The sequence below is a fragment of the Frankia sp. CgMI4 genome (assembly GCF_001756285.1).
GTDB classification, from domain to species: Bacteria; Actinomycetota; Actinomycetes; order Frankiales; family Frankiaceae; genus Frankia; species Frankia casuarinae.
The window spans coordinates 103,090-126,386 of record NZ_MAQZ01000046.1 but is presented as its reverse complement, the minus strand read 5'-3'; the positions used below and the strand labels follow the sequence as shown (position 1 = coordinate 126,386).

The 23,297-nt window shown below is 72.1% G+C and carries 18 protein-coding genes and 1 pseudogene; 8 read left to right on the top strand and 11 right to left on the bottom strand.

Annotated features, from left to right (window positions below):
• Nucleotides 1-21: 21 nt before the first annotated feature.
• Nucleotides 22-543, bottom strand: a complete 522-nt coding sequence (locus tag Manayef4_RS05140) for a toxin-antitoxin system HicB family antitoxin (RefSeq protein ID WP_035732780.1) — start codon at nt 541-543, stop codon at nt 22-24.
• A gap of 257 nt (nt 544-800) precedes the next feature.
• Here Manayef4_RS05140 and Manayef4_RS05135 point away from each other — a divergent pair, with 257 nt between their 5' ends.
• Together Manayef4_RS05135 and Manayef4_RS05130 are read left to right on the top strand one after the other, a co-directional pair.
• Nucleotides 801-2,387, top strand: a complete 1,587-nt coding sequence (locus tag Manayef4_RS05135) for a serine/threonine-protein kinase (RefSeq protein WP_023840258.1) — start codon at nt 801-803, stop codon at nt 2,385-2,387.
• Nucleotides 2,388-2,681: 294 nt separating this feature from the next.
• Nucleotides 2,682-3,854 (top strand): glycerophosphodiester phosphodiesterase, encoded by a 1,173-nt coding sequence (locus Manayef4_RS05130; protein ID WP_070130812.1) that lies wholly within the window; start codon nt 2,682-2,684, stop codon nt 3,852-3,854.
• A 51-nt stretch (nt 3,855-3,905) separates the two neighbouring features.
• On the opposite strand, the gene Manayef4_RS05125 is transcribed toward Manayef4_RS05130, so the two are convergent.
• The 4 genes from Manayef4_RS05125 to Manayef4_RS05110 form a co-directional block, all read right to left on the bottom strand.
• A complete protein-coding gene (locus tag Manayef4_RS05125; protein WP_011436843.1) occupies nt 3,906-4,304 on the bottom strand; it encodes an NUDIX hydrolase in 399 nt (132 codons plus the stop codon).
• A gap of 204 nt (nt 4,305-4,508) precedes the next feature.
• On the bottom strand, nt 4,509-5,666 hold the full coding sequence (locus tag Manayef4_RS05120; RefSeq protein ID WP_070130811.1) for an acyl-CoA dehydrogenase family protein: 1,158 nt from the start codon (nt 5,664-5,666) through the stop codon (nt 4,509-4,511).
• Nucleotides 5,667-5,749: 83 nt separating this feature from the next.
• The gene (locus Manayef4_RS05115; protein ID WP_217494095.1) at nt 5,750-7,009 is read right to left on the bottom strand and encodes a CaiB/BaiF CoA-transferase family protein; all 1,260 of its coding nucleotides are present in this window, start codon (nt 7,007-7,009) and stop codon (nt 5,750-5,752) included.
• Nucleotides 7,006-8,220 carry an MmgE/PrpD family protein gene (locus Manayef4_RS05110; protein WP_011436840.1) on the bottom strand — a complete coding sequence of 405 codons (1,215 nt, stop codon included), beginning with the start codon at nt 8,218-8,220 and terminating at the stop codon, nt 7,006-7,008. Before Manayef4_RS05110 ends, Manayef4_RS05115 begins: the two co-directional genes overlap by 4 nt.
• Before the next feature lie 416 nt (nt 8,221-8,636).
• Here Manayef4_RS05110 and cysK point away from each other — a divergent pair, with 416 nt between their 5' ends.
• Together cysK and cysE are read left to right on the top strand one after the other, a co-directional pair.
• The gene (gene cysK / locus Manayef4_RS05105; RefSeq protein WP_070130810.1) at nt 8,637-9,566 is read left to right on the top strand and encodes a cysteine synthase A; all 930 of its coding nucleotides are present in this window, start codon (nt 8,637-8,639) and stop codon (nt 9,564-9,566) included.
• Nucleotides 9,567-9,572: 6 nt separating this feature from the next.
• Nucleotides 9,573-10,307 (top strand): serine O-acetyltransferase, encoded by a 735-nt coding sequence (gene cysE, locus Manayef4_RS05100; RefSeq protein ID WP_011436838.1) that lies wholly within the window; start codon nt 9,573-9,575, stop codon nt 10,305-10,307.
• A 175-nt stretch (nt 10,308-10,482) separates the two neighbouring features.
• Here cysE and Manayef4_RS05095 read toward each other — a convergent pair whose 3' ends face one another.
• The 6 genes from Manayef4_RS05095 to Manayef4_RS05070 all read right to left on the bottom strand — a co-directional run bounded on the left by Manayef4_RS05095 (nt 10,483) and on the right by Manayef4_RS05070 (nt 18,460).
• The gene (locus Manayef4_RS05095; protein ID WP_070130809.1) at nt 10,483-11,517 is read right to left on the bottom strand and encodes a protein phosphatase 2C domain-containing protein; all 1,035 of its coding nucleotides are present in this window, start codon (nt 11,515-11,517) and stop codon (nt 10,483-10,485) included.
• Nucleotides 11,514-13,775: a serine/threonine-protein kinase gene (locus tag Manayef4_RS05090; protein ID WP_254665465.1), complete on the bottom strand. Its 2,262-nt coding sequence runs from the start codon at nt 13,773-13,775 to the stop codon at nt 11,514-11,516. Before Manayef4_RS05090 ends, Manayef4_RS05095 begins: the two co-directional genes overlap by 4 nt.
• A gap of 17 nt (nt 13,776-13,792) precedes the next feature.
• A complete protein-coding gene (locus Manayef4_RS05085; protein ID WP_070130807.1) occupies nt 13,793-14,824 on the bottom strand; it encodes a glutamate ABC transporter substrate-binding protein in 1,032 nt (343 codons plus the stop codon).
• Between the two features lie 4 nt (nt 14,825-14,828).
• Nucleotides 14,829-16,115 (bottom strand): hypothetical protein, encoded by a 1,287-nt coding sequence (locus Manayef4_RS05080; protein ID WP_011436834.1) that lies wholly within the window; start codon nt 16,113-16,115, stop codon nt 14,829-14,831.
• A 120-nt stretch (nt 16,116-16,235) separates the two neighbouring features.
• Nucleotides 16,236-17,510, bottom strand: coding sequence for an EAL domain-containing protein (locus Manayef4_RS05075; protein WP_254665464.1), 1,275 nt, complete (start codon nt 17,508-17,510; stop codon nt 16,236-16,238).
• A gap of 80 nt (nt 17,511-17,590) precedes the next feature.
• Nucleotides 17,591-18,460, bottom strand: a complete 870-nt coding sequence (locus tag Manayef4_RS05070) for a LysR family transcriptional regulator (protein WP_070130805.1) — start codon at nt 18,458-18,460, stop codon at nt 17,591-17,593.
• Nucleotides 18,461-18,804: 344 nt separating this feature from the next.
• Between Manayef4_RS05070 and Manayef4_RS05065 the strand changes: the two genes are divergently transcribed.
• From Manayef4_RS05065 to Manayef4_RS05050, 4 genes and pseudogenes are all read left to right on the top strand, one after another.
• Entirely contained in the window at nt 18,805-19,803 is a 999-nt protein-coding gene (locus tag Manayef4_RS05065) for an acyl-CoA dehydrogenase (RefSeq protein ID WP_070130804.1), read from the top strand.
• Nucleotides 19,800-20,990: an ABC transporter substrate-binding protein gene (locus tag Manayef4_RS25680; RefSeq protein WP_011436830.1), complete on the top strand. Its 1,191-nt coding sequence runs from the start codon at nt 19,800-19,802 to the stop codon at nt 20,988-20,990. Before Manayef4_RS05065 ends, Manayef4_RS25680 begins: the two co-directional genes overlap by 4 nt.
• Nucleotides 20,991-21,028: 38 nt before the next feature.
• A pseudogene (locus tag Manayef4_RS05055) lies at nt 21,029-21,721 on the top strand (ABC transporter permease); the annotation flags it as partial.
• 22 nt (nt 21,722-21,743) lie between these two features.
• Nucleotides 21,744-23,261 carry an ABC transporter ATP-binding protein gene (locus Manayef4_RS05050; RefSeq protein ID WP_070130803.1) on the top strand — a complete coding sequence of 506 codons (1,518 nt, stop codon included), beginning with the start codon at nt 21,744-21,746 and terminating at the stop codon, nt 23,259-23,261.
• Nucleotides 23,262-23,297: the final 36 nt, after the last annotated feature.

Below are 23,297 nucleotides of genomic sequence, written 5' to 3'. Positions count from 1 at the left end.
GCGTGGCTAACGCCGGCGTGGCTAACGCACCCAGCCGCTGTAACGCAGTCCCATCTGCTGGCCTGCGTGCGGACCGGTGCGCCGCCCCGCGGCACCGGGGTCGAGCGCGGCGCAGACGGCGTGCACCAGCCAGGCGTTGACGGACAGTCCTTCGTGCTCGGCCGCTTCATCGATGCGCGGTTTGAGACGCTCGGGGACGCGTAGCGTGATCCGCGAGGTACGTCCCTCGTCGTCCTCTGGAGCGGCGGACGGTTGCCTGACCACGGCGGCCTCGAAGTCGTCCGCATCCGAGTGGTCGGCCGGTGGTGGCGTCACGACAAAATCAGGGTCTCGCCCACGCAGGCGTACCTCGACCGAGCCCGGTGCCAACTCTCGGGTGATCTCGTCGGCGGCGGCCGACAGCGCCTCCAGCAGGGCGAGCCTGACGGCCGAGTCCAGCGGCAGGGCGAGCCGCTCGGCCAGCGCGCGGGCGTCCTCACCCCCGGCTTCCGCGGCTGCCGCGAGTTCCCGGCGGAGGTTCTCGACATACGGTGCAAGGTCCATGACGCCATAATGGCGCCAAGTTGACGTCATGTGTAAGCTCTGGTGGCCATTAAGACGTCACAGATGCGGTCGCGGATGCCGTCACGGACGCCGTCGCCTCGGCTGTCCGGCCGGTACGGCCGTCGGCGGGGCGGTCGCGCACCCTCGTCGCGTGCGACGACTACGAAAAGTAGCGATCGTCGGGGTGCTCTCGTCACCGTCGCAGGCCTCGGCGATAGTGGGGCGACCCGCTCGGTGGCGGCGGTGAGCAGACGGGGGTGGATGTGCCGGGCGACGCGCACGGCGTCAGGATGCAGCCGCCGCGGGCCACGGATCCGGGGTCGCTGGGCCGGCACCGGGTGCTGGGCAGGCTCGGTGCCGGCGGGATGGGTGTGGTCTACCTGGCCGAGGGTCCCCTCGGCCAGGTCGCGGTCAAGCTGATCCGACCGGAGTACGCCGACGATCCGCAGTTCCGGGCGCGATTCCATCGCGAGGTCCAGGCGTGTTTCCGGGTCGGCGGTGCCCACACCGCCCGGCTCGTCGACTTCGAGCTGGAGGCCGAACGTCCATGGCTGGCCACCGAGTTCGTCGACGCCCCGGACCTCGCCGCCCAGGTCGCGGCGGCCGGCCCCCTGTCCACCGGGGAGCAGATCATCCTGGCGGCCGGGCTCGCCGAGGCGTTGGCGTCCATCCACGCGGCCGGCCTGATCCACCGCGATCTCAAACCGTCCAATGTGCTGTGGACCGCGGACGGGCCGAAGGTCATCGACTTCGGGATCGCCGCGGCGGCCGAGGCGCGCCCGCTGACCGCGGTGGGCGGAGTCGTCGGCACGCCCGGGTGGCTCTCGCCGGAGCAGGCCACAGGCGGGGAGGTCACCGCGGCCAGCGACGTGTTCGGCTGGGGGGCCCTGGTCTGCTTCGCAGCCACCGGCCAGCCGCCGTTCGGCAGCGGCTCCGCCGACGCGGTGGCGTCGCGGATCGCGGCCGCCGAGTTCCAGATCGACTTCGACCGGCTCGCTCCGGAGCTGCACGCGCCCGTCCGCGAGGCACTCGACCGCCAGCCGCCGCAACGGCCCACCGCGCTCGACCTGTGCGAGCGGCTCGTCGGTCACGCCCGGGGGGCGCGGATCCCGGTGACGCGCGTCCTTCCCGACGCCGCCCGGACACCCACCCCACCGGCTGCACCGCAGATCCCGGCTGCACCGCAGATCCCGGCTTCATCCGAGCCGCGGGCACGCCGTCGCCGTCGCTGGCTGTTGGTGGGCGCCGGCACCGTCGTGATCCTCGCGCTCGCGGGGGCGCTCGCCGCCGTGCTGGTGATCGGGGGCGACAACTCGAGCGCGGACAACTCGGCGAGTGGCCGGCAGTCCTTCACCGCCGACGCGCCGTGGCGTCTCGCGATCATCGACCAGATCGAGGGCACCGACAACGGGTGCACGATCACCGTGACCAGCGACAGCACCGGCGAGCAGAAGGCGATCAAGGAGGTCTACGGCGCGAAGACCTTCCAGGTACCGCTTGTCGGCGGCTTCCACTGGCGGGCCAACGACCCCGGGTGCTCGGTGACGGCCCGCTCCGGATCGGGGACGGCCGTCCTGCCCTTCGCCCAGCAGGCCGGCACCGGCGACACCGACGCGTTCGAGGTCGCCTCGGGCCTTGTCCGGGTCGAGGTCGTGGACTTCGCCGGCTCGGACGACTGCGGGCTGCAGCTCCACGACGCCGCCGACGGCCGGGAGATCAGCTTCGGTACCGCGGCCCGCGGCGGTCCGCCGTTGCTGCTGGACCCGAGCGGACGCACCCAGGTCTACCTGGCCAACCTCACCTGCGGTGTCCGGGTGTCGGCCGCCCCGGCAGCCCCGGGCTGAGCGGGTTCTGTTCCCCGCTGYCCGGCACAGCACCGTAGCGGCCCGTACCGACCGGCCGGCTGTAGGGCCGCTCGTGTCACCGCGGTCCGCACGCTGACGGAGGCGGGCTGACCGAGGTCGTCACCGTTGCGCGCGGCTGATGGTTACGGCCGGCTGTTCGTGCGCCAGGTTCATCAAAGTGCCATCTGGGCGACCACGGCGGGTAACACGTGGTCCGTTCGTTGGTCGGCTGTTTCCGGTTGGCTTTATGGGCGCTCCGTCGGCGAGGGTCGTCGCCGCTGCGCTGGAGGACTTGTGGACCGTCGTCGCGTGCTCGCGGGGATCGTCGCAGCGCCTTTCGCCGCCGTCCCTCTCCTCGTCCCGGTAGCCGCGTCGGTCGCCCCGGCGGGCGCCCTTGGTTCCGGYGGTGGCCAGCGTCGCCCGACACTGGTGATCGGGCATCGGGGAGCGGCCGGCTACCGCCCGGAGCACACCCTGGCCTCCTACGAACTGGCCGCCCGGTTGGGTGCCGACTTCGTCGAGCCGGACCTCGTGTCCACCAGGGACGGCGTCCTGGTCTGCCGGCACGAGCCGGAGATCGGCGGAACCACCGACGTCGTCGCGCATCCCGAGTTCGCCGCCCGCCGGACGACGAAGATTCTCGACGGCGTCGCGACCACCGGCTGGTTCACCGAGGACTTCACCCTGGCCGAACTGAAGACGCTGCGCGCCAAGGAACGGCTGCCCGAGGTCCGCCCGCGGAACACCAGGTACGACGGCCAGTCCGAGATCCCGACGTTCACCGAACTGCTCGACCTGCGCGCCCGGCTGTCCCGGGAACTCGGCCGCGAGATCGGCGTCTACCCGGAGACCAAGCACCCGACCTACTTCGCCAAGGCCGGCCTGCCCCTGGAGCGGCGGCTGCTGGACATCCTGGTCCGGTACGGCCTGAACCACCGGGGCGCGCCGGTGTACGTCCAGTCCTTTGAGACCACGAATCTCTGCGAGCTGCGCACACTCGGCCTGCRCACGGCCTCGGTACAGCTGCTGTCCGCCACGGGCGCACCGTTCGATCTCGTCAATGCCGGCGACCCGAGGACGTACCAGGATCTGTCGACGCTGGCCGGGCTGTGGCAGATCGCCCGCTACGCGAACGGCATCGGCCCGGACAAGCTTCAGATCATCCCCCGGGCCGGGGACGGGACGCTGGGTACCCCGACCTCCCTGGTCACCGACGCCCACGCCGCCGGGTTGGTGGTGCACCCGTACACCTTCCGCGCGGAGAACACCTTCCTCCCGAAGGACTACCAGGTGGGCGCCAACCCCAGCGACCTCGGCCGGGCCGTCGACGAACAGGTTGCCTATCTCAAGACGGGCATCGACGGGCTGTTCACCGACCAGGCCGATATCGGCGTCCGCGCCCGGGCCGTCGCCGCCGGCCTCCCGAACCCCGGACCCCCACCGGCCGGCCACCACGCCACTCAATGACCCGCCCCACAATGACCCGCCGGCAGGTCCGCCTCGACATCGGACAGCCGGTTAACCGAGGGTCGGAAGCACCCGTTCGAAGAATTCGTGGTGACCGGCGAACGTGAGCTCCAGCCGGGTGAACTCGTGCGGCGTCACCCAGCGGGCGTCGCTCACCTCGCCCGGGTCGAGGATCAGTTCCTCGTCGGATCCGACCTCGGCGGTCCACCAGTGCAGCTGGTAGCTGCCGTCGTCGGTGTCRCATTCCCAGACCTTCGCAAGGGGGGTGACCGCCAGCCCCACCTCCTCACGGACCTCGCGAACCAGCGCCGCCGCCTGGCTCTCGCCGGGCTCGATCCGGCCGCTCAGCGGAGCCCAGTAGCCCGGTCTCCGCGCCTGCGGCCCACGCCGGATGACCAGTACGCGACCGGCCCTCAGCAGCACCGCGACCACGGCCTGCCGTTTGCCCACCGCCRCCGTCACGGGAACCAGTGTAGGGAGGAGGCCGACGTCGCGACGGAAAAGTGTGGAGGGTTGAGTGTGGAGGGTTCGGCACGGCCCGCAGGTCGTGAACCGTGCCTGACCCTCCGCGGTTCAGCCGGCACCATGATCGGGAGGATCGCCGGACGTCGCCGGGTACGGACGGCGGCGATGCTGGTCAAGGGATGATTCCCATCAAGGGGTGATTCCCCCTCGGGCGACGAGCTGGGCGGCGATGACGTTGCGCTGGATCTCGTTGGTGCCTTCGCCGATGATCATGAGTGGGGCGTCACGGAAGTAGCGTTCGACGTCGAACTCGGTGGAGTAGCCGTAGCCGCCGTGCACCCGGACCGCGTTGAGCGCGATCTCCATCGCGGTTTCCGAGGCGAACAGCTTGGCCATCCCGGCTTCCAGGTCGCATCGGTCGCCGGCGTCGTAGCGGTCGGCGGCCAGGAGCACGAGCTGGCGGGCAGCGGTGTACTTGGTGGCCATGTCGGCGAGGTAGTTGCCGATGGACTGGTGTTTCCAGATCGGCTTGMCGAAGGCCTCGCGTTCCTGGGCGTAACGCAGTGCGTCGTCCAGCGCGGCGCGGGCGACACCGAGGGCGCGGGCGGCGACCTGGATCCGGCCGATCTCCAGGCCCTTCATCATCTGCGCGAATCCGCGGCCTTCCTCACCGCCGAGCAGCGCATCGACGGGGACATGGTAGYCATCGAAGGACAGCTCACAGCTTTCGACGCCCTTGTAGCCGAGTTTTGGCAGGTCCCTGGACACGGTGAATCCGTCGCCGGGTTCGACGAGCAGGATGCTGATGCCCTTGTGCCTGGGCTCGGCTTTCGGATCGGTCCTGCACAGCAGCGCGATCAGCTGGGAGCGGCGGGCGTTGGTGATCCACGTCTTCGACCCGTTGACCACGTAGTGCTCACCGGCGCGGCGGGCGCTGGTGGTGAGGGCCTGCAGGTCGGAACCTCCAGCGGGTTCGGTCAACGCCATCGTGGCGCGGATCTCACCRCTGGCCAGTGCGGGCAGATAACGCAGCTTCTGCTRCTCGGTGCCGAAGGTGAGGATGAGTGTGGAGACGACGGTGTGGCCACCCATCGCGCCGGCCAGGCTCATCCAGCCGCGGGCGAGCTGCTCGGTGACCTGGACGTAGCAGGGGGTGGAGACGGCAACCTCGCCGTAGGGTTCCGGAATGGTCAGGCCGAAGATGCCGAGCTTTTTCATCTGCTCGATGAGCTTCTCGGGATAGTCGTTGGCGTGTTCCAGGTCCCGGGCGACCGGGCGGACCTCCCGATCGACGAAGTCGCGCACGGTGTCGACGATGGCTTTTTCTTCTGCGGTCAAGGTACTCACGCCGGGTCCTCTTCGGCTGGTCCTCTTGGATGGCTCTTGGATGGCTGGTCCTCGTTGGATGGGGGGCCGGGGGTCGGCGGAGGTCAGATGACGCCGTCGGCACGGAGCGCGGCGATGGCGGTATCGGTGCGGCCCAGGCTGCGCAGGATGGTGTCGGTGTGTTCGCCGAGGGCGGGAACGGGGTTCATCACCGGGTCCAGGTCGGTGAGGGTGACCGGAGGCAGGAGGGCACCGATGTCGCCGCCGGGGGTGGCAACGGTGCGCCACCGGTCGCGGCCAGTCAGGACGGGATGGTCGAGGAAGTGGGCGACGGAGTTCAGTCGGGYGTTGGCGATACCGGCTTTGGCCAGCAACGCCAGCACTGTGCCGGTATCGAGCGCGGCGAATCGGTCCGCGATCACCCCGTTGAGGGCGTCGCGGTGGGCGACGCGTGCGGAGTTGGTCGCGAAGCGGTGGTCCTCGGTCAGGGTCGGGTCGTCGAGCACGATCCGGCAGAAGGCGTGCCATTCGCGTTCGTTCTGGATGGCCAGCAGCACCGTCTGGTCCTCGGCGGTGGTGAACGGGCCGTAGGGGGCGATGGTGGCGTGCTGAGCGCCGACCCGTGCCGGTTGCCGCCCGCCGTACCGGGTGTAGTAGGCCGGTGAACCCATCCACTCGGCGAGGGCCTCGAACAACGATACCTCGACCGCGGAGACCGACCCCGTGGTGGCGCGCCGGTAGAGGGCGGTGAGGATGCCGGTGTAGGCGTACATGCCGGCGGCGATGTCGGCGACCGAGATCCCGGCCTTCGCCATCTGGTCCGGGCTACCGGTCAGCGACACGAGGCCGGTCTCGCACTGCACGAGCAGGTCGTAGGCTTTCCGGTCGGCCCAGGGCCCGTCGGTACCGTAGCCGGAGATCGTGCAGGGGATCACCCGAGGGTGCCGGTCGGCCAGGGACGAGGCGTCGAGGCCGAGGCGAGCGGCGGCGCCGGGGCCGAGGTTCTGCACCAGCACGTCGGCCCTGGCCAGCAGCTCCTCCAGAACCGCGCGCCCCTCGGCGGTTTTCACGTCCAGGGTGAGGGATTCCTTGGAGCGGTTGAGCCACACGAAGTAGCTCGACTGGCCGTGCACCGACACGTCGTAGCGGCGGGCGAAGTCGCCGCCGTCGGGCCGTTCGATCTTGATGACCCGCGCGCCGAAAYCAGCCAGCTGGCGGGTGGCGAACGGGGCCGCGACGGCCTGCTCCAGGCTGACCACGGTCACCCCGGCCAACGGCAGCGGGACGTGCGGCGAAGGGGAGTCCGGGGCGGCGCCCGGCGCAGTGCGGTGCCGCTGGTGCTCGGTCATGTGGTGCTCGGTCACGTCAGGCCGCTCCTTTGGCCAGGCAGGTGGTCTGCCAGCAGCGTCGCGGCACGCGCCCAGTCCAGTCCGGTCAGCAGCGCGGGAACGTCGGGGCCACAGTCGGCGATCTTGGCGCGCAGGTCCTGGTCCGAAGGTGGCCGCCCGGGCGACCCGGGTGGCAGCCGCTGGCTCACCGAGTACCGGGCGCCACCGCTGAGGGTGAGCGTGATATCGATGCGGCCGGAGAGCAGCCCGTCACCGCCCGGGGTCTCGGTGACGGCTACGAGCTGGAGCAGACGCTGGGCTTCGGGTCGGGTCACGGCGAGGTCGGTGAAACTCCCGAAGCCGGGATGGGGGTCTAGCAGTGCGGCGGCGATGGCATATTCAAGGCTGAACTTCCCCTGCAGCCCGGTGCGKGGCCGATGGTGGATCAGTGGCTGCACCGCGCCCTCGGGTGTGCTCACCTCGATCGCGGTGATGCCCGAGGCGACGACGTCGGCAGGCAGGTGCTCGCGCAGCGCGCTGATCGGGCGTTGCAGTGCGTAGCAGCAGGGAAAAATCTTGATCGCCAGCCCGCCGGGAACCGCCGGGCCGGTCACGTCGATGCGGTCCGGGTCGCCGCCGACCAGTCGGAGCCATGCATCCAGCGCGGTCGGATCCGCGGTGGCGCCGGCGGCGGCCAGCCTCGCCGCCCGAACTCCCGCGTCGGCGGCGAAGCCGACCTGCAGGGACTTGCCGGCGGAACCGAATGCCCGCTGCACCCCGCCGGCCGCGGGAACCGAGAGCGCGATCGCGGTGGCGATCCGCTCGGCCGACAGGCCCAGCGCCACCGACGCGGACACGGCGGCGGCCGGCGCCCCGGCCGTACAGGTGGCGTGCCATCCGCCGGCATAGTGCGACCAGCCCAGCGCCACCCCGAGCCGCGCCATCATCCCGGCCCCCGCCAGGTAGGCGCGGGCGTCCCCGCCGACGGCCAGCGTCGCGGGGACGCACACCACGCTGATGTGGGTGGTCGACTCCAGGTGCAGGTCGTCGAAATCCAGGACGTGCCCGACCGCCGCCCAGCGCGCCGCGTCCGGCAGTCCGGCCGACAGCGCCACCAGATCGTCCTGCCGGGCGGCGAGCGTGACCGCTATCGTGTCGAGCAGCGAGCGCTGCGCCAGGTCGAGGTCCGCGGCACTCGGCGCGTAGTCGTGCGCCCACCGGGCCAACGTCTCGGCGGTCGGTTCCATCCACAACTCCCGACTCCCGCCAGCGCGGGGCCACACCTGGATCGCCCGTGTCTGGATCGCCCGTGTCCGCGGCGCACATACCCGTCCGGAGAATAATGTACGGCTAATAGTGATCGGTGACTCGCTGAGCGGCATGGTCACCGTGGAGTCCACCCAGGCACTCGCTGCCGGGGGGTTGATGGCTGCCGGGGGTTGATGGCTACTGTGCGCCTGGCCTGAGGCGCCGGTACAGGTACGCCGGTACAGGTACGACGACCCGGCGGGCCGGGGCTTCCGGATGTTGGCCCGGGGGACCTGTGGGCCTAACTTTCCCGGCCGTGGACGAACCAGCAGGCCCGTCGAGGTCGTCAGGAAGGTCGGGAAGGTGCGGGCCTGGCAGAGTGGATGACCACGGGGCCCGGCAGAGGAGAACATCGATGAGGATCGCGGAAGACATCACGCAACTGATCGGCAACACGCCGCTGGTCCGATTGCGTCGCGTCACGGACGGAGTGGGAGCCCAGGTCGTGGCCAAACTGGAGTCCTTCAACCCGGCGCACAGCGTGAAGGACCGTCTCGGTGTGGCCCTGATCGACGCCGTGGAGCGGGCCGGGCTGATCGGGCCGGACACCGTCATCCTCGAACCCACCAGTGGGAACACCGGCATCGCCCTGGCCATGGTGTGCGCCGCCCGCGGCTACCGCTGCGTCCTGACGATGCCTGAGACGATGAGCACCGAGCGGCGGATGCTGCTGCGGGCCCTCGGCGCGGAGCTCGTGCTCACCCCCGGTGCCGAGGGCATGYCCGGCGCCATCGCGAAGGCGGAGGAGCTCGCGAAGAACGACGAACGGTACCTCATCCCGCAGCAATTCGAGAACCCGGCCAACCCGGCGATCCACCGCGCCACGACCGCCGAGGAGATCTGGCGCGACACCGACGGGCAGATCGACGTGCTCGTCGCCGGAGTCGGCACCGGCGGGACCATCACCGGCGTCGCCCAGGTCATCAAGGAGCGCAGGCCCGAGGCCCGGTTCGTCGCCGTGGAGCCGTCGGCATCGCCGGTGCTCTCGGGCGGCGTGAAGGGACCGCACCCGATCCAGGGCATCGGCGCCGGGTTCGTCCCGCCGGTCCTGGAGACCGGCCTCGTCGACGAGATCATCCAGGTCGATGGTGAGGACGCCTTCGACCTGGCCCGCCGGCTGGCCCAGGAGGAGGGACTCCTGGTGGGCATCTCCTCGGGCGCGGCGGTGTCGGCGGCGCTGCAGGTAGCCCGCCGCCCGGAGAACGCCGGGAAGCTGGTCGTCGTCGTGCTTCCGGACTTCGGCGAGCGCTACCTGAGCACACCGTTGTTCGCCGGGCTCGGGTGACCGGCTGTGCTCTCGACGCTGCGCCATGACCTGCGCACGGTGAAGGAACGGGATCCGGCCGCCCGCTCCACCCTCGAGATCGCCCTGTGCTATCCCGGCGTGCACGCCGTCTGGGGCCACCGGATCAGCCACTGGCTGTGGACCCGTGACCTGCGGCTGCCCGGGCGCGTGGTTGCCACGCTCACCCGCATGCTCACCGGGGTCGAGATCCACCCCGCCGCCACGCTCGGCCCCGGCGTCTTCATCGACCACGCCACCGGCGTGGTCATCGGGGAGACCGCCGAGGTCGGCGCCGACGTCACGATCTACCACGGGGTCACCCTCGGCGGCACCAGCCTGGAACCGACCAAGCGGCACCCCACCATCGGCGACCGAGTGATCATCGGTGCCGGCGCCAAGGTTCTCGGCAACATCACCGTCGGCTCGGACAGCCGCATCGGGGCCAACGCCGTCGTCGTGCGGCCCGTGCCGCCCGGCTCAGTGGTCGTTGGCGTCCCCGGCCAGGTCATCACCCCCAGCCGTCCCCGGCCGGCCACCGCCCTGCCCGGTCAGGACGACGTGCTCCCCGACCTCGTCGGCGTCAGCCTGAAGTCCCTGCTCACCCGGGTCGACCAGCTGGAGGCGGTGCTCGACGGGAACACCGGGAACACCGACGGCCGCGCCGACGGGCGGGTCGCAGCCCGTCCCACGATCCGCCCGCCCCAGGCCGGTGTGTGGCACGGCGAGGACTTCTCCATCTGATCAACAACCTTAATCAACGACCTTAATCGGCGACCTGATCAACGACCTGATCGGTGACGCCCCTGGCTCGACCGGTGTCCCTGGGGATCCGGTCGAGCCAGGATTTGCCGGCAAAGCATGCGTCGCCATAACCACTTGATTCCGTCGGTTTAGACCTCGCAATTCTGGAGCTGAGTCAGAATATGTCGATGACGACCACGGTGATGTTGTCCGCGCCGCCGGCGGCCAGCGCCACCGAGGCGAGATGGTGGGCGACCGCGGCGGCGGGCGCGTCCGCCGGCAGGCGCCCGACGTGACCGGCGAGGGCCGTGGCGGCCGAGGCGTAGTTCCACAGCCCGTCGCTGCACAGCACCACCCGTCCCGGCCCGGTGAGGGGCAGCGAGACGACGCGCGGTACCGCCGACCCGCTGCCCGTCCCGATCCAGTGGGTGATGGTGTGGGCGCCGGGCGCCGTCTCGGCCAGCTCGGTCGGAAGCAGGCCGGCCCGCACCGCCTCGGCCGCCAGCGTGTCGTCCTCGGTCAGCAGGTGCGCGCCCCGCGGGCCGAGTAGGTAGGCTCTGCTGTCCCCGAGCCAGCCGACGGCGAGCCGGTCCGCCGTCACGATCGCCGCGACGAACGTGCAGGCCGGCGCGTCGTCGGGGCTGGTGATCGAGGCGACGGCGCTGCGCTGGGCGGCCGCGGCCGCCGCCCGCAGCGCGGCGTTCTCCCAGGGGACGCCGCCGCCCGTCGGCTCGGGAGACCTCGGCGTGCCCACGGCGTCGGCCAGGAAGGCGGTGGCGTCCCGGGCAGCGGCCACGGCGGCCGGTCCCGAGCCGGGAGCCGTCGACACCCCGTCGCACACGACCGCCACGACCGCCGGGCGGGCCGGGCCGGGCAGGTCGGCTGGATAGGCCGGGCCGGCTGGCCCGGGTGGGCCGACGACGGCGAGGGCGAACCCGTCCTCGTTGCTCCGGTGGACGAGGCCGCGGTCCGACACGCCGGCCGCGATCGTCAGGTCGACATCGATCCGGTCGCCGGGCTCGCGGCCGGCCGCCGTCAGGGCCACGCCGCAGCGTTCGCAGAACCGGTCGTCGGGAAGGACCGGCGCCGCGCAGCCGGGGCAGCGTCCCGCCGTGCCGGGGTCCGCCGTGCCGGGGTCCGCCGTGCCGGGGTCCGCCAGGCCGGGGTCCCGTGGCCCCGACGCCGGTCCCGGCCGCTGTCCGGCGTTCATACCAGGGTCCGCGGGCGGACACGGTTGGCGAGGTCGACGAGGGCGTACCGCTCGTCGGTGGTCGCGGCCAGCCGGGCGAGCTCCCGGTAGGCGCGTTCCAGGCCGAAGCGCAGGTCCGCTTCCCGCAGTGCGGCACCGGCGACCGTGACGCCCGGGTCCACCGGGAGCGTGCCGGCCGCCACCAGGTCGAGCGCGGTGGTCAGCAGATCCCGGGTGAGAGCGGCCCGGCGGCCCGAGTCGAGGTCCAGGCCGGCCAGCACGTCCGACGCGGCCATGATGCCGGCCCGGTTGGGGACGCCGGCCACGGTCACCGTGCCGAGTACCCGGGCCAGCCGGATCTGGGCGTCGACGTGGGCGGCCGAGGCCGGTGGTACCCGGCGGTAGGCGGCCACCGCACCGTCGCGGTTGCCCGCGGCGATCCGCACCCGCGCCAGCCCGAACGCCGCGCCGGTGAACGCGTCGTCGGTGCGCGACACCAGGTCATACAGCTGCTGCGCCCGGGGGAGGTCGCCGGCGGCCTCCGCGGTGCGCGCCAGCGCCAGCTTCGGCGCGAGCTCGCCCGGGACCTCGTCGTAGACCCGGTCGAACGCGCCGCGGGCCGCGGCGGTGTCGCCGTCGGCGAGTGCCAGCAGCCCGCGCTGCCAGTCCACCCGCCACTCGAAGGGGTCCTCCGCCTCGATCTCGGCGAGCATCTCGCGGGCGGCGGCGGTCCGGCCCAGGCGCATCCGCAGGTCGGCCAGGTGCAGGCGCGCCCCGACGCTGGTGGTTCCCATCGCACCGAGCAGCTCGGCGAGCTGCTCGGGCGCGAGGTCCGGCAGGGCGGTGAGCGGGTCCGCCGCCGGGTCGTCGGGGTCGGCCCGTAGCCGGGGCAGCACCGACCACGGCGGCAGCGCGGTGAGGCCACCTTCGCCGGTGAGGCCACCTTCGCCGGTGAGGCCACCTTCGCCGGTGAGGCCACCTTCGCCGGTGGGGTGGAGGTCGCCGGTGAACCGCCGGCTCGGCGCCGGCGCCGGGGCCGGTGTCCCGCGTTCGGCCGCGACGATCTCCCGCAGCACCCCCAGCAGTTCGTCGTGCATCTCCTCGGCGCCGGTGAAGCGGCGGTCGGGATCGGGCGCGGTCGCCTTGAGCAGGAACCGGTACAGCGACTCGTGCCGGGCGAGGACGGGATGGTCCGCCGCCGGTGGCATCGTGTGCAGGTAGGTCGAGGTGTTACCGCGGAAGTCCAGGATGAGGGTCGCGAGAGTGCGTCCCACGGCGAACAGGTCGGAGGCGACCGAGGGGCCGGTGGTGGGCACCTCGGGTGCCTGGTAGCCGAGGGTGCCGCAGCCGGCTCCGGCTACTGCGCCGTCGTCGATGCGACGGATCGCGTCGAGGTCGATCAGGCGCGGTGTCTCCCGGCCGAGCATCACGTTGTYGGGTGTGAAGTCGCCGAACACCAGGCCGTTTCGGTGCAGGTAGGCGAAGGCGGGCAGCGCCGCGAGGAGGTAGGCGACGGCCTGGGTGACCGGCAGCGGGTCGGGCCGGCCGGCGTCGGCCCGACGCCGGCACAGCACCTCCCGCAGCGAGGTGCCGCCGATGTACTCCATCACGATGTAGCTCGTGCCGGCATGCTCGACGAAGGTGAAGATCCGCACGATCGCCGGATGGTCGACGGAGGCCAGGAACCGGCGCTCGGCGATGGCCGCGGCCTGTGCCTCGCGGTCGCCGGAGTCGAGCAGGCCCTTGAGCACGACCCAGGAGCCCTCCGCGACGCTCGGGTCCCGGGCGAGGTAGATCCAGCCCTGGCCGCCGTGCGCGAGGGCCCCCGCGATCTCGTACGGCCCGACGCGGTCACCGGCGTGCAGCGTGGGACGGAACGAGAACGGCTGGCCGCATCCCGGGCAGAAGCCCTCGGGACGCGCGGGCCGGCGGCCCCGGGCGCGTCCCACCGGCGCGCCGCACCCGGCACAGGCCCGCCGCCGTTCCGGGATCTGCGGGTCCGCCAGCAGCATCGACGCCGGGTCCGGCACGTCGGGCTCGGGCACGTCGGGCTCGGGCACCTCGACCAGACCCGCGCCCAGCCGGCTCGGTGCGGTCCGCGACCCGTCCTCGACGACGCCGCCGCAGTCCGGCTCCGGGCAGGGGATGACCGCGTTCACGCACGCTCCTCGGTTGAGATCGTGGTTGAGATCGTGGTTGAGATCGGGGTTGAGGTGAGGGGTGGGCGAGGGGGAGCGCCCCCCGAACGCAGCCGGGTCAGGACCGCGTCCATCTCCCACCGAGAGATCATCATCGGTCAGTCCCGGTAGCGGGCGACCGGTGGCGTCGGCGGCGGGGCGAACGGTGCCGACAGCCACCGCCGGGCCAGCCGTTTCCAGGTGCCGTCGGCGATCGCGCGGGCCAGCACGCCGTTGACGAAGCGGGTCAGTTCCGGATGGTCGAGGCTGACGGCGACCGCGTCCGGCTCGTCCGACAGGGCCGGTCCGACAACGTACAGCCGCGGGTCCTGGGCGGCCATCCCGTTGAGGATGGCCGTGGTGGTCATGACGGCGTCGACCTCCCCGGCCTGGAGCAGCACGAGGCAGTCGGCGATGTTCGGCACGGTGCGCAGCACCGGGCGCGACGGTGCCCGCCGGATGGTCGCCGCCGCGCCGGCCGCCGCGCCGGCCGCCGTGCAGACCCGTCGCCCACCGAGATCGTCCATCCCCTGGTACGGCGAGTCGCGGGGGACCAGGACCCGTTGCGTCTCGTTGTAGTAGACGGCGGAGAAGTCCACCAGCGCGCGCCGCTCGCAGTTCGTCGTCATGGTCGCCACGACGACGTCGACGGCGCCGTCGCGCAGGACCGGGATGCRCTCGGCGTAGGTGACCGCGCGGAACCGCACGTGTCCGTCCGCGCCGAAGATCCTCCGGCCGACCAGGTTGGCGATCTCCACGTCGAAGCCCTCGAACTGGCCGGTGAACGGGCTGATCGACCCGAAGGGCGGGACGTCGGCCAGCACCCCGGCGATGAGGTAGCCGCGGCGTTCGATCGTCTCCAGGACGGTGCCCGTGGGCATCGCGCCCGGCGAGGGCAGCCGGCCCGGCGGGCGCCAGCTGGCCTGCGGATCGTCGCAGGTGGGTGTCGGCGTCACGGCCGCGGCGGCAGGCGTGAGGGCGGCAGGCGTGAGGGCGGCGGGCCGCGGGGGCGTCGGCGTCGCGGGGGCCAGGGGTCGGGCCTGGGCCGGCAGCGGACTGTCGACCGTGCCGCAGGCGGTGACGCCGACCGCCAGGGCGACGGTAATCAGTACCGTCACCGCTCGCGCCGTCGCGACCCGGATGATCATCATCGGCTCACCGGTAGTCGTTGATTCTCAGCTGGATGCCGACGAAGGCCAGGGCCGCGGCGAGCCCGAGCGCCACGGTGGCGCCGAGCGGCAGGCGGTTCAGCGCCTCGCCGGCGGCGGACAGGCGCGCTTCGAAGCGGGTACGGCTGGTCGTGAACACCGCTTCCGAGGCRTCGTCGAACCGGGTGAAGGAGGTCGTGCCCTCGCCGAGCGCCACGGCCACCGCCTGCTGGAACCCGCCGACATCGGACACCAGGTTACCGACCCGCAGGCTTGTCGCCTGGTATCCGCGCCAGGCCGGTTCCAGGGCGGCGCGGGCCGGGCCGTCCGGGCCGCGCAGGGCCACCGTCGCCGGCAGAACCCCGGTCCCGCTCCGGCGCCCCCTGTCGTCGTAGCCCAGTCGGGCGGCCGCGGCGCGGGCGTCCTCGTCGAGTTCCACGCCGTTGCCGTGGGCGACCAGCGACAGGCTTTCGTCACCCCATGCCCGTAATGCCAGCACCCGGGCCTGCGCGGTCAGCGTCATCGGGACGTACCCGTGGTCCCGGCTTTCGACGAGACGGCCACGTTCCACGCCGAACGCGGTCAGCGTCAACCCGAGGATGATCGCGGTGAGCGCCGTGGCGGCGAGCAGCGGCAGATTGAGGATCCGGTGGGTGCGCCGGAACAGCCGCACCTGCAGCGCGACGAGCCCGGCGAGCGTCGCGGCGCCGACGGCGCCGACCAGGAACACCTGGTGCCAGGAGCTCGCCCGCCGGTAGCCGTGGTCGATGTCGGTGGCGTCGGCGGTGGCCAGCGCGTCGGCGGCGGGCAGGATGGTGTCCCGCATCAGCGCGGACGCCTGCCGCAGGTAGGCCCCGCCGACGGCGAGGCCGAGCCGGTTGTTCGCCCGGGCCCGTTCGACCAGGCCGGTGTAGACGGGCAGTTGCGCGCAGAGCACGGCCAGGGGCTGGCGCGGACCACCGGCGCGGGCGAGATCGACGACGCGGTCGCCCGCCGCGGCGATGCTGCGCGCGTAGGCGGCACGCTGCCCCGGTGGTTCGACGCCGCCGGCGAGGAAGGCACGGGCCGCCGTGGCGTCCGCCGCCCAGAGCTCGGCGCGCAGGCTCTGGGCGGCGATGAAGGACGCGCCGCTGTCCTTGGTCAGGGTGTCGATCGCGTGCCGGCGGGTCTGCGTGGCGCCGAGGGCGGTAACCCACAGTGCGACGAGCGCGAGGACCACGAGCACGGACAGCAGGCGCAGCCGGCCCGGCGGGGTCGCCGCCCGGCGCCGTACCCCCGTAGCCACCGCGGTCATGGCTGGTGAGCGTATGGCCTGCGCAACCGCCGGGTAGCCACACTGTCACCTTGGCGTCACCCCGGCTGGTACCTCGTGCTGGCGCTGCGGCTGTGGGGCCAGCCGGTAGCCGCCACGGGCTCAGCCGAGCCGCCGGGAGGAGGTGGCCGGCACCGGTTCCGGTTCGGCGGCCGTCGGCCGGTGCGCGGAGTGCTCCACCCAGGCGGCCCCGGCGGTCGTGGTGGGATGGCCGAGCAGGTAGCCTTGGCCGTAGGGGATCCCGGCCGCCATCGCCGTGTCGAGCTCCATCGGGGTTTCGATGCCCTCGGCGATGACGCAGCCGCCGATCTCGCCGGCGACCTGCACCAGTCCCGTCGCGATGGCGCGCCTGGCCGGATCGGTGTCGATCCCGTGGGTGAGGACCCGATCCAGTTTGATGATCTCCGGGCGCAGGTGGATGAGCTGTTCCAGGCCCGCGTAGCCGGTGCCGACGTCGTCGATCGCGATGCGGACCCCGCGGCGGCGCAGCACGCCGACGGCGACCAGCAGCTCCGAGTCGTCGCCGATGTGCTCGTGCTCGGTGATCTCCACGATGAGGCGATCGGCCCCCCGGTCGGGAAGGATGTCGACCAGGCCGGAGGTGATGGTGGACGGCGAGGCGTTGACGGCGAGGGTGAGGTCGGACGGGAGCGTCGGCAGGACGGTCAGCGCGTGGCGGATCGCCATGAGTTCCAGTTCGATGCTCAGGCCGACGGTTGCGGCGTCGTTGTACCACTGCTGCRCATCGCCGGTCGTGTGGGGGAAGCGGGACAGCGCCTCGACCCCGACGATCCGCTCGTCCGTGAGCCTGAAGATCGGCTGGAAGATCATCTTTGGGCCGCCCGCGTCGATGAGGTCGCTCACCTCCTGCCAGATGCGGCGTCGCTGTTCCCACAGGCGGTGCAGGTCGAGGACCGCGTCGCTCAGGAAGGCCGCCAACAGGTGCAGGAAGTGCACGTCGCGGTCGCGTGGGTGGGGGAGCGCGTCGTGGGCGAGGCAGCCGACTATGCCGTACACCTCGCCGTCGTTGTCGGCGACCGGCGCCGCGGCGTACGCGCCGACGCCCAACTCGCGGACGACGCCCGCGTCCGCGGTGCGCGGATCGGTGCGCGTGTCCGCGACGATCTCCGGTATCTCGCCGGACAGCACCCGCCCGAGCAGRGCATGCTCGCGGCGGATCGTCGAACCCGGCGCCAACCTGAACCCCCGTGCGTCCCCGCTGAGAACCTGCAGGACAAGCAGATCCCCGTCGATCCGGGCCAGCCCCGCGACGTCCATCCGCAGATGCCGGCGCAGGATCTCGAGGAGATCCGTCACTACTGTGTCCGGCTGTGTGACGCCTGCCGGCGGGCCCAACGTCGACAGCGCATCCGTCATCCGGACCACCTCCATGTTCGGCATGCCCGAAACCACCCGCTGTCATGCCGGGCCGGAGCGCTGTCATGCCGGGCCGGAGCTCAGGCCAGGGCGGCCTCGACGGCGTCACCGACCAGCTGGCCCAGCCGCGGTGGCGCTCCGCGACGCACGCGCACGTGCAGGGGTTCGGGCGCAACGGCGGGCAGGTCGTGGCGCCGTTCGAGCCCCGGGGGAACCGGCCCGACGTCGGCGAGCAGAGCCACCCCGACCCCGGCGCGGGCGGCGTGCAGCACACCGGCGAGATGGCCTGCCTCACCGACCACCCATGCCGTGCGCCCGACCCGCGCCAGGGTGCTCAACGCCTGGCTGCGAATGGTGCAGGGATCGTTGATCGCCACGAGGGGCAGCGGCCGGTCCGGCGGCGGAGGAGTCCAGCCGGCGGCGGCGTACCAGGCGAGGGGAAGGCAGCCGGCGGGGCGGGCCACCGCGCCCCGTGCCGTTCCCAGGAGCACGGCGACGTCGACGGCACCCTGGTCGAGGGCCTCGGTGAGCCGGGCTCCCCGGTCGAGGCGGAACCGGATCTGAGCCTCGGGAAAACCGGTGGTCAGGGTGGACATCCACAACGGCAGCAGATGGTCGGCGGCGTGCTCGGTCGCCCCGACGGTGATCGTCCGAAGCTCCGCGGGCGCGCCGCCCTCCCGCCGGCCGACCCCCAGCTGCTCGAGCGCGCYGTCGTGCAGGGCGAGGATCCGCCGGGCCGCGGTCAGGAGCAGCTCACCATCCGGAGTGAACCGGGTGGCGCGACCGTCCGGCTCGACCAGCKGGCGGCCGATCGCCTTCTCCAACCGGCGGACATGCTGGCTCACGGCGGACTGCGAGATACACAGCAGGTGCGCGGCGCGGCGGAAGCCCCCGCAGTCGGCAATGGTGACGAAACTTCGCAAAGCCGTTACATCGAGCACGGGGGACACGGGCGCACTATAACACGAATTGATTACGTTTCGTGATTAGTTCGATCACGAATCCGCGTTGGACATTGGTTGGAAAAGGCACCACTCTCAGGAACATGGTCGGCAGGTCGAGCGCATCCGAGTATGGGCTGGTCATGGMGTACGGGCTGGTCACGGCCCGGGCCGGGGCCTGCCGTCGGGCGCGGGACCCGCTCGGCCGGTGCGTGCTGACGCGGCGGCGAGTCGTCGACTTCGGGATCCTCGCATCCTCCTGCTGTCGCTGCTGTTGACGCGGTCCTCGCCGCCCGGCCCGACGGCGCTGCGCTCCCGACGGCGCTGCGCTCCCGACGGCGCTGCGCTCCCTGATGACCGTCTTCCAGCACGTGCGGCAGGCCCGCGATCCCTTCTGGCCCGACGATCTTTACCGGACGATGATCGCCGACTCGCTGACCCGGCCGGTCCTGCTCAACGCCGTCCGGGCCGAGCCGGAGCTGGGCGCCCCGGTCCGCGGCGGACTGCCCGCCACGAAGATCCGTCGTACCGCCGACGGTTGGGTGCTGACTGGGCACAAAGGCTACGCGACGAGCTCRGAGGGCCTGAGCTACCACCTGGCATGGGCGGCGACCGAGGACGACGACCCGTTGCTGGGACACGCGATCGTGCCGRCTGACAGCCCCGGAATCCGCATCGTGCGCACCTGGGACCACTTCGGGCTGCGGGCAAGCAGCACCCACGACGTGATCTACACCGACGTCGAGATCCCCACCGGGAACTTCCGGGGGGTGYCCCGCTCCGCCCAGCCTGCCGACACGAGCCTGGCCGCCGTCACGATCGGCRCCACCGCCCTGTATGTCGGGGTGGCGCGGGCCGCACAGGAGTTCTTCGTGCGCTTCGCGAACGAACGCGTTCCGACGTCGCTGGGCCGGCCGATCGCCACCACCGAGCGGATCCAGACGATCGCCGGGGAGATCGAGGCGCAGCTCGTCGCCGCCGAGGAGGTCGCCTTCGGGGTGGCCCGCCGCTTCGATGAGGGCGCGCCGGACGCCGCGGAGCGTGCGGTGCTCGCGAAGCCCCTCGTCGCCCGGRCCGCCATCACCGCCGTGCAGACCGCCGTCGCAGCCATCGGCAACCCCGGCCTGACGCGGCACAACCCGCTCGAACGGCACCTGCGCGACGTGCACTGCGTCCGCGTCCATCCCCCCCAGGAGGACACGGCGCTGCTGATCGCCGGTCGCCGGACCCTCGCCACCGCAGCTCCCGCTGTGCGGTCCCCTGCCCCGCCCGCACCACCCGAATCGACGCCGACCTCGTCGTCTCGTCCAGGAGCACCTCCAGGAGCACCTCCAGGAGCACCATCACCATGACTACCCCGACTACCCCGACTACCCCGCACCGGCACCGAACGACGCGAAGGCTGGCCGCAGCGGCCGTCTCCGTCCTCACGACCGTCACGCTCGCGGCCTGCGGGAACGGCGGCGGCAGYACGGCGTCGGGCGGGACCCCCGTCCCCGGCGGGCGGCTGAAGATCGCCCTCTGGTCGGACCTCCAGAACTGCGTCGACCCCAACCAGGTGTACTGGATAGAGACGCGCAGCCTCGACCGGAACATCGCCGACTCACTGACCGATCAGGATCCCAGCACCGGGAAGATCGTTCCCTGGCTGGCCAACAGCTGGACGGTGAGCCCCGACGCCAGCGAGTACACGTTCTCGCTGCGTAAAGGTGTGACCTTCAGCGACGGCACCACGCTCGACGCGGCTGCGGTGAAGACGGCCTTTGACGGGTTGCACGCGCTCGGCGCCAAGTCGACGCTGGGCCTGAGCTACCTGGCGAACTACAAGGCGACGACGGTCGTCGACCCCACCACGGTGAAGGTCGCCTTCAAGGGCGCCGCCCACCTCGACGGCATCGACGTCACCTACATCGCCGAGGACAGCGTCCGCGTCGGCCTTGACGATCCCGTGCCCGGGCAGTACTTTCGCCCCCTCTGGGACGCGCTGCACCTCGACTTCGGCCTCTCGCTCACCCAGAACACGACCGTCGGCGCGCTGCTCGCCGACAAGCTGCCCACGACCCTCGCCCTCGCGGCGGTCGCCGTCGTGCTCATGGCGGTGCTCGGCGTCACGGTCGCCTACCTCGCCAGCTACCTCCAGTGGGGGCCGGCGCGGGCGCTGCTGCCCCGGCTGCCCGCCGTCGCCATCTCGCTGCCGCCCTTCTTCGTGGGGCTGCTGCTCATCCAGATCTTCGCCTTCTCCCTCGGCTGGTTCCCGGCCACGGGCACGGACGGGTGGCGCAGCCTGGTGCTGCCCGCGCTGACCCTGTTCGGCGTCCTCGTCGGCCACATGGTGGCGAACGCCGTGGTCGTCGAGACCGTCTTCTCCCGCAGCGGCATCGGGCTCCTGGCCCAGCAGTCGGTCCTCAGCCAGGACGTGCCTGTCGTGCAGGCGATCGTCCTGATCGCCGCGGCCCTGTTCGTCACCGTCAACCTGCTCGTCGACCTGCTCTACTCGCTTCTCGACCCACGCGTCGCGTGGACGCCCCGGGTCAACTAGGCAGGAACTGATGCCCGAGAACATCCTCGCCAGGAATCGCGACCTCGCCCACCGAGAAGCTGCGCGGCCCGAGCCTCCACCACCTGTTCGGCACCGACGAACTCGGCCGGGACCTGTTCACCCGGGTCATCCACGGCTCCGCCATGACGGTCCGGGCAACCGGGGCGTCCGTGCTCATCGCGGTCGTCGTCGGTCTCGCGATCGGTGTCCTCGCCGGATTCTTCGGCGGCTGGATCGACGTGTTCCTCATGCGCGTGGTGGACGTTCTGCTCGCGATCCCGCTGCTGCTGGCGCTCGCGATCGTCACCGCCCTCGGGTTCGGCCTGGTGCCGATGGCGGTCGCGGTGGCGGTGGCCCTCGTGCCGCAGTTCGCGCGGACCACCCGGGCCCAGGTGTTCCAGGTCAAGGGCCAAGCCTACGTCGAGGCCGCCCGCACCGGGGGCGCATCCTGGGGTCGGGTGCTGTGGAAACACATCCTGCCCAACTCGTGGGGTCCGGTGGCGGTGCTCGCGGTCCTCGACTTCGGGACGGCCGTGCTCGTCATCTCCTCGCTCAGCTTCCTGGGCTTCGGTGCCCCGCCACCGGCGGCAGAATGGGGGACACTCATCTCGAACGGGCGCAACTTCCTCATCACCAGCCCCTGGCTGTCGCTGCTGCCGGGTCTGTTCGTCGGGCTGGTCGTGTTCAGCCTCAACCACATTGCCCGCACGATCGAAGAGGTGCAGCGGTGAACATGGTGAACACGGTGAGCGCGTGAATGCCGTGAGCACGGTGAGCACGAAGGCGGACGCCGTGGYGGGCCGGAACATCGTGGAGCTCACCGGGCTGTCCGTCGCGGGCACCGGCGTGACCGGCGCGTCCGAGCGGGTGCTGCGGACGATCCGCGGCACGGTGATCGGACTGGTCCCGCAGGACCCGATGGTCGGGCTCAACCCGACGATGCGGATCGGCGGGCAGGTGGCCGAGGCCGTGCGCCGCAGCGGCGTTGACAAGCGGCTCGTCTCCGCCGAGGTGGTCGAGGCGCTCGACCGGGCCGGGCTCGACAACCCGGTCCTGCGGGCCCGGCAGTACCCGAACCAGCTCTCCGGCGGCATGCGGCAACGGGTCCTCATCGCGATCGCGATCGCCGCGCATCCGCGCCTCATCGTCGCCGACGAACCGACGAGCGCGCTCGACGTCACCGTGCAGCGGCGGATCCCCGACCATCTCGGCCGCCTGGTTGCCGAGTCCGGCACCTCGCTGCTCATCATCACCCACGACCTCGGGGTCGCGGCCGACCAGGCCGACCGGGTCGTCGTGATGCGGCGCGGCCGGGTCGTCGAACGCGGGGCACCGGCGTCGATCCTGCGCACCCCGCGCGACCCTTACACCCGCCACCTCATCGAGGTGGCGCCGGCGTTGTCGTCCACCGGCGGCCTCGTCCCGCGCTTCCCCGAGGCGCCCCCGGCTCCCGAGCTGCTGCGGCTAGAGGGGATCACGAAGGACTTCCGGCTGCCCCGGACCCGGGGCGGGGAGCGGGTCTTCCGGGCGCTGGACGAGGTGTCCCTGTCGGTGCGGGCGGGCCAGACCCTGGGCCTCCTCGGCGAGTCCGGGTCGGGCAAGACCACCGCGCCGCGCATCGCGATGGGCCTGGAGAAGCCGACCAGCGGCCGGATCCACCTCGACGGGCAGGACATCACCTCCGCCGGCTGGTCGCAGCTGCGGCCGCTGCGGCGGCGGTTCCAGCTTGTCCACCAGAACCCGTTCTCCTCACTGGACCCGCGGTTCACCGTCGGGGAGAGCATCGCCGAGCCGCTGCTCTCCTTCCGCGTCGGCGACCGGGCCAGCCGCGCCGCCCGGGTGCGCGAGCTGCTCGATCAGGTCGCCCTGCCCGCCGCGTTCCGCGGCCGCCGGCCGATCGAGCTCTCCGGCGGCCAGCGCCAGCGGGTCGCGATCGCCCGGGCACTCGCGATCGAACCCGAGCTGGTCTTCCTCGACGAACCCGTCTCGGCGCTCGACGTGTCGGTGCAGGACCAGATCCTGACCCTGCTCCTGCGGCTGCAGCAGGAGCTCGGGGTCGCCTACTTCTTCATTTCCCACGATCTCGCCGTCGTGGCCCAGCTCGCCCACGAGGTCGCGGTGCTGCGCGCCGGCCGCATCGTCGAGAGTGCTCCGGCGGCCGACGTCCTCACCGCGCCGACGCAGGACCACACCCGCGAGCTGCTCGGCGCGATTCCCGGGCAACGGTTCGCGGCCGCACTCGCCGCCGCCCAAGGAAAGGACGCACGATGAGTCGCAGGTACGCACGCACGGTGAGTCGCGGGTACG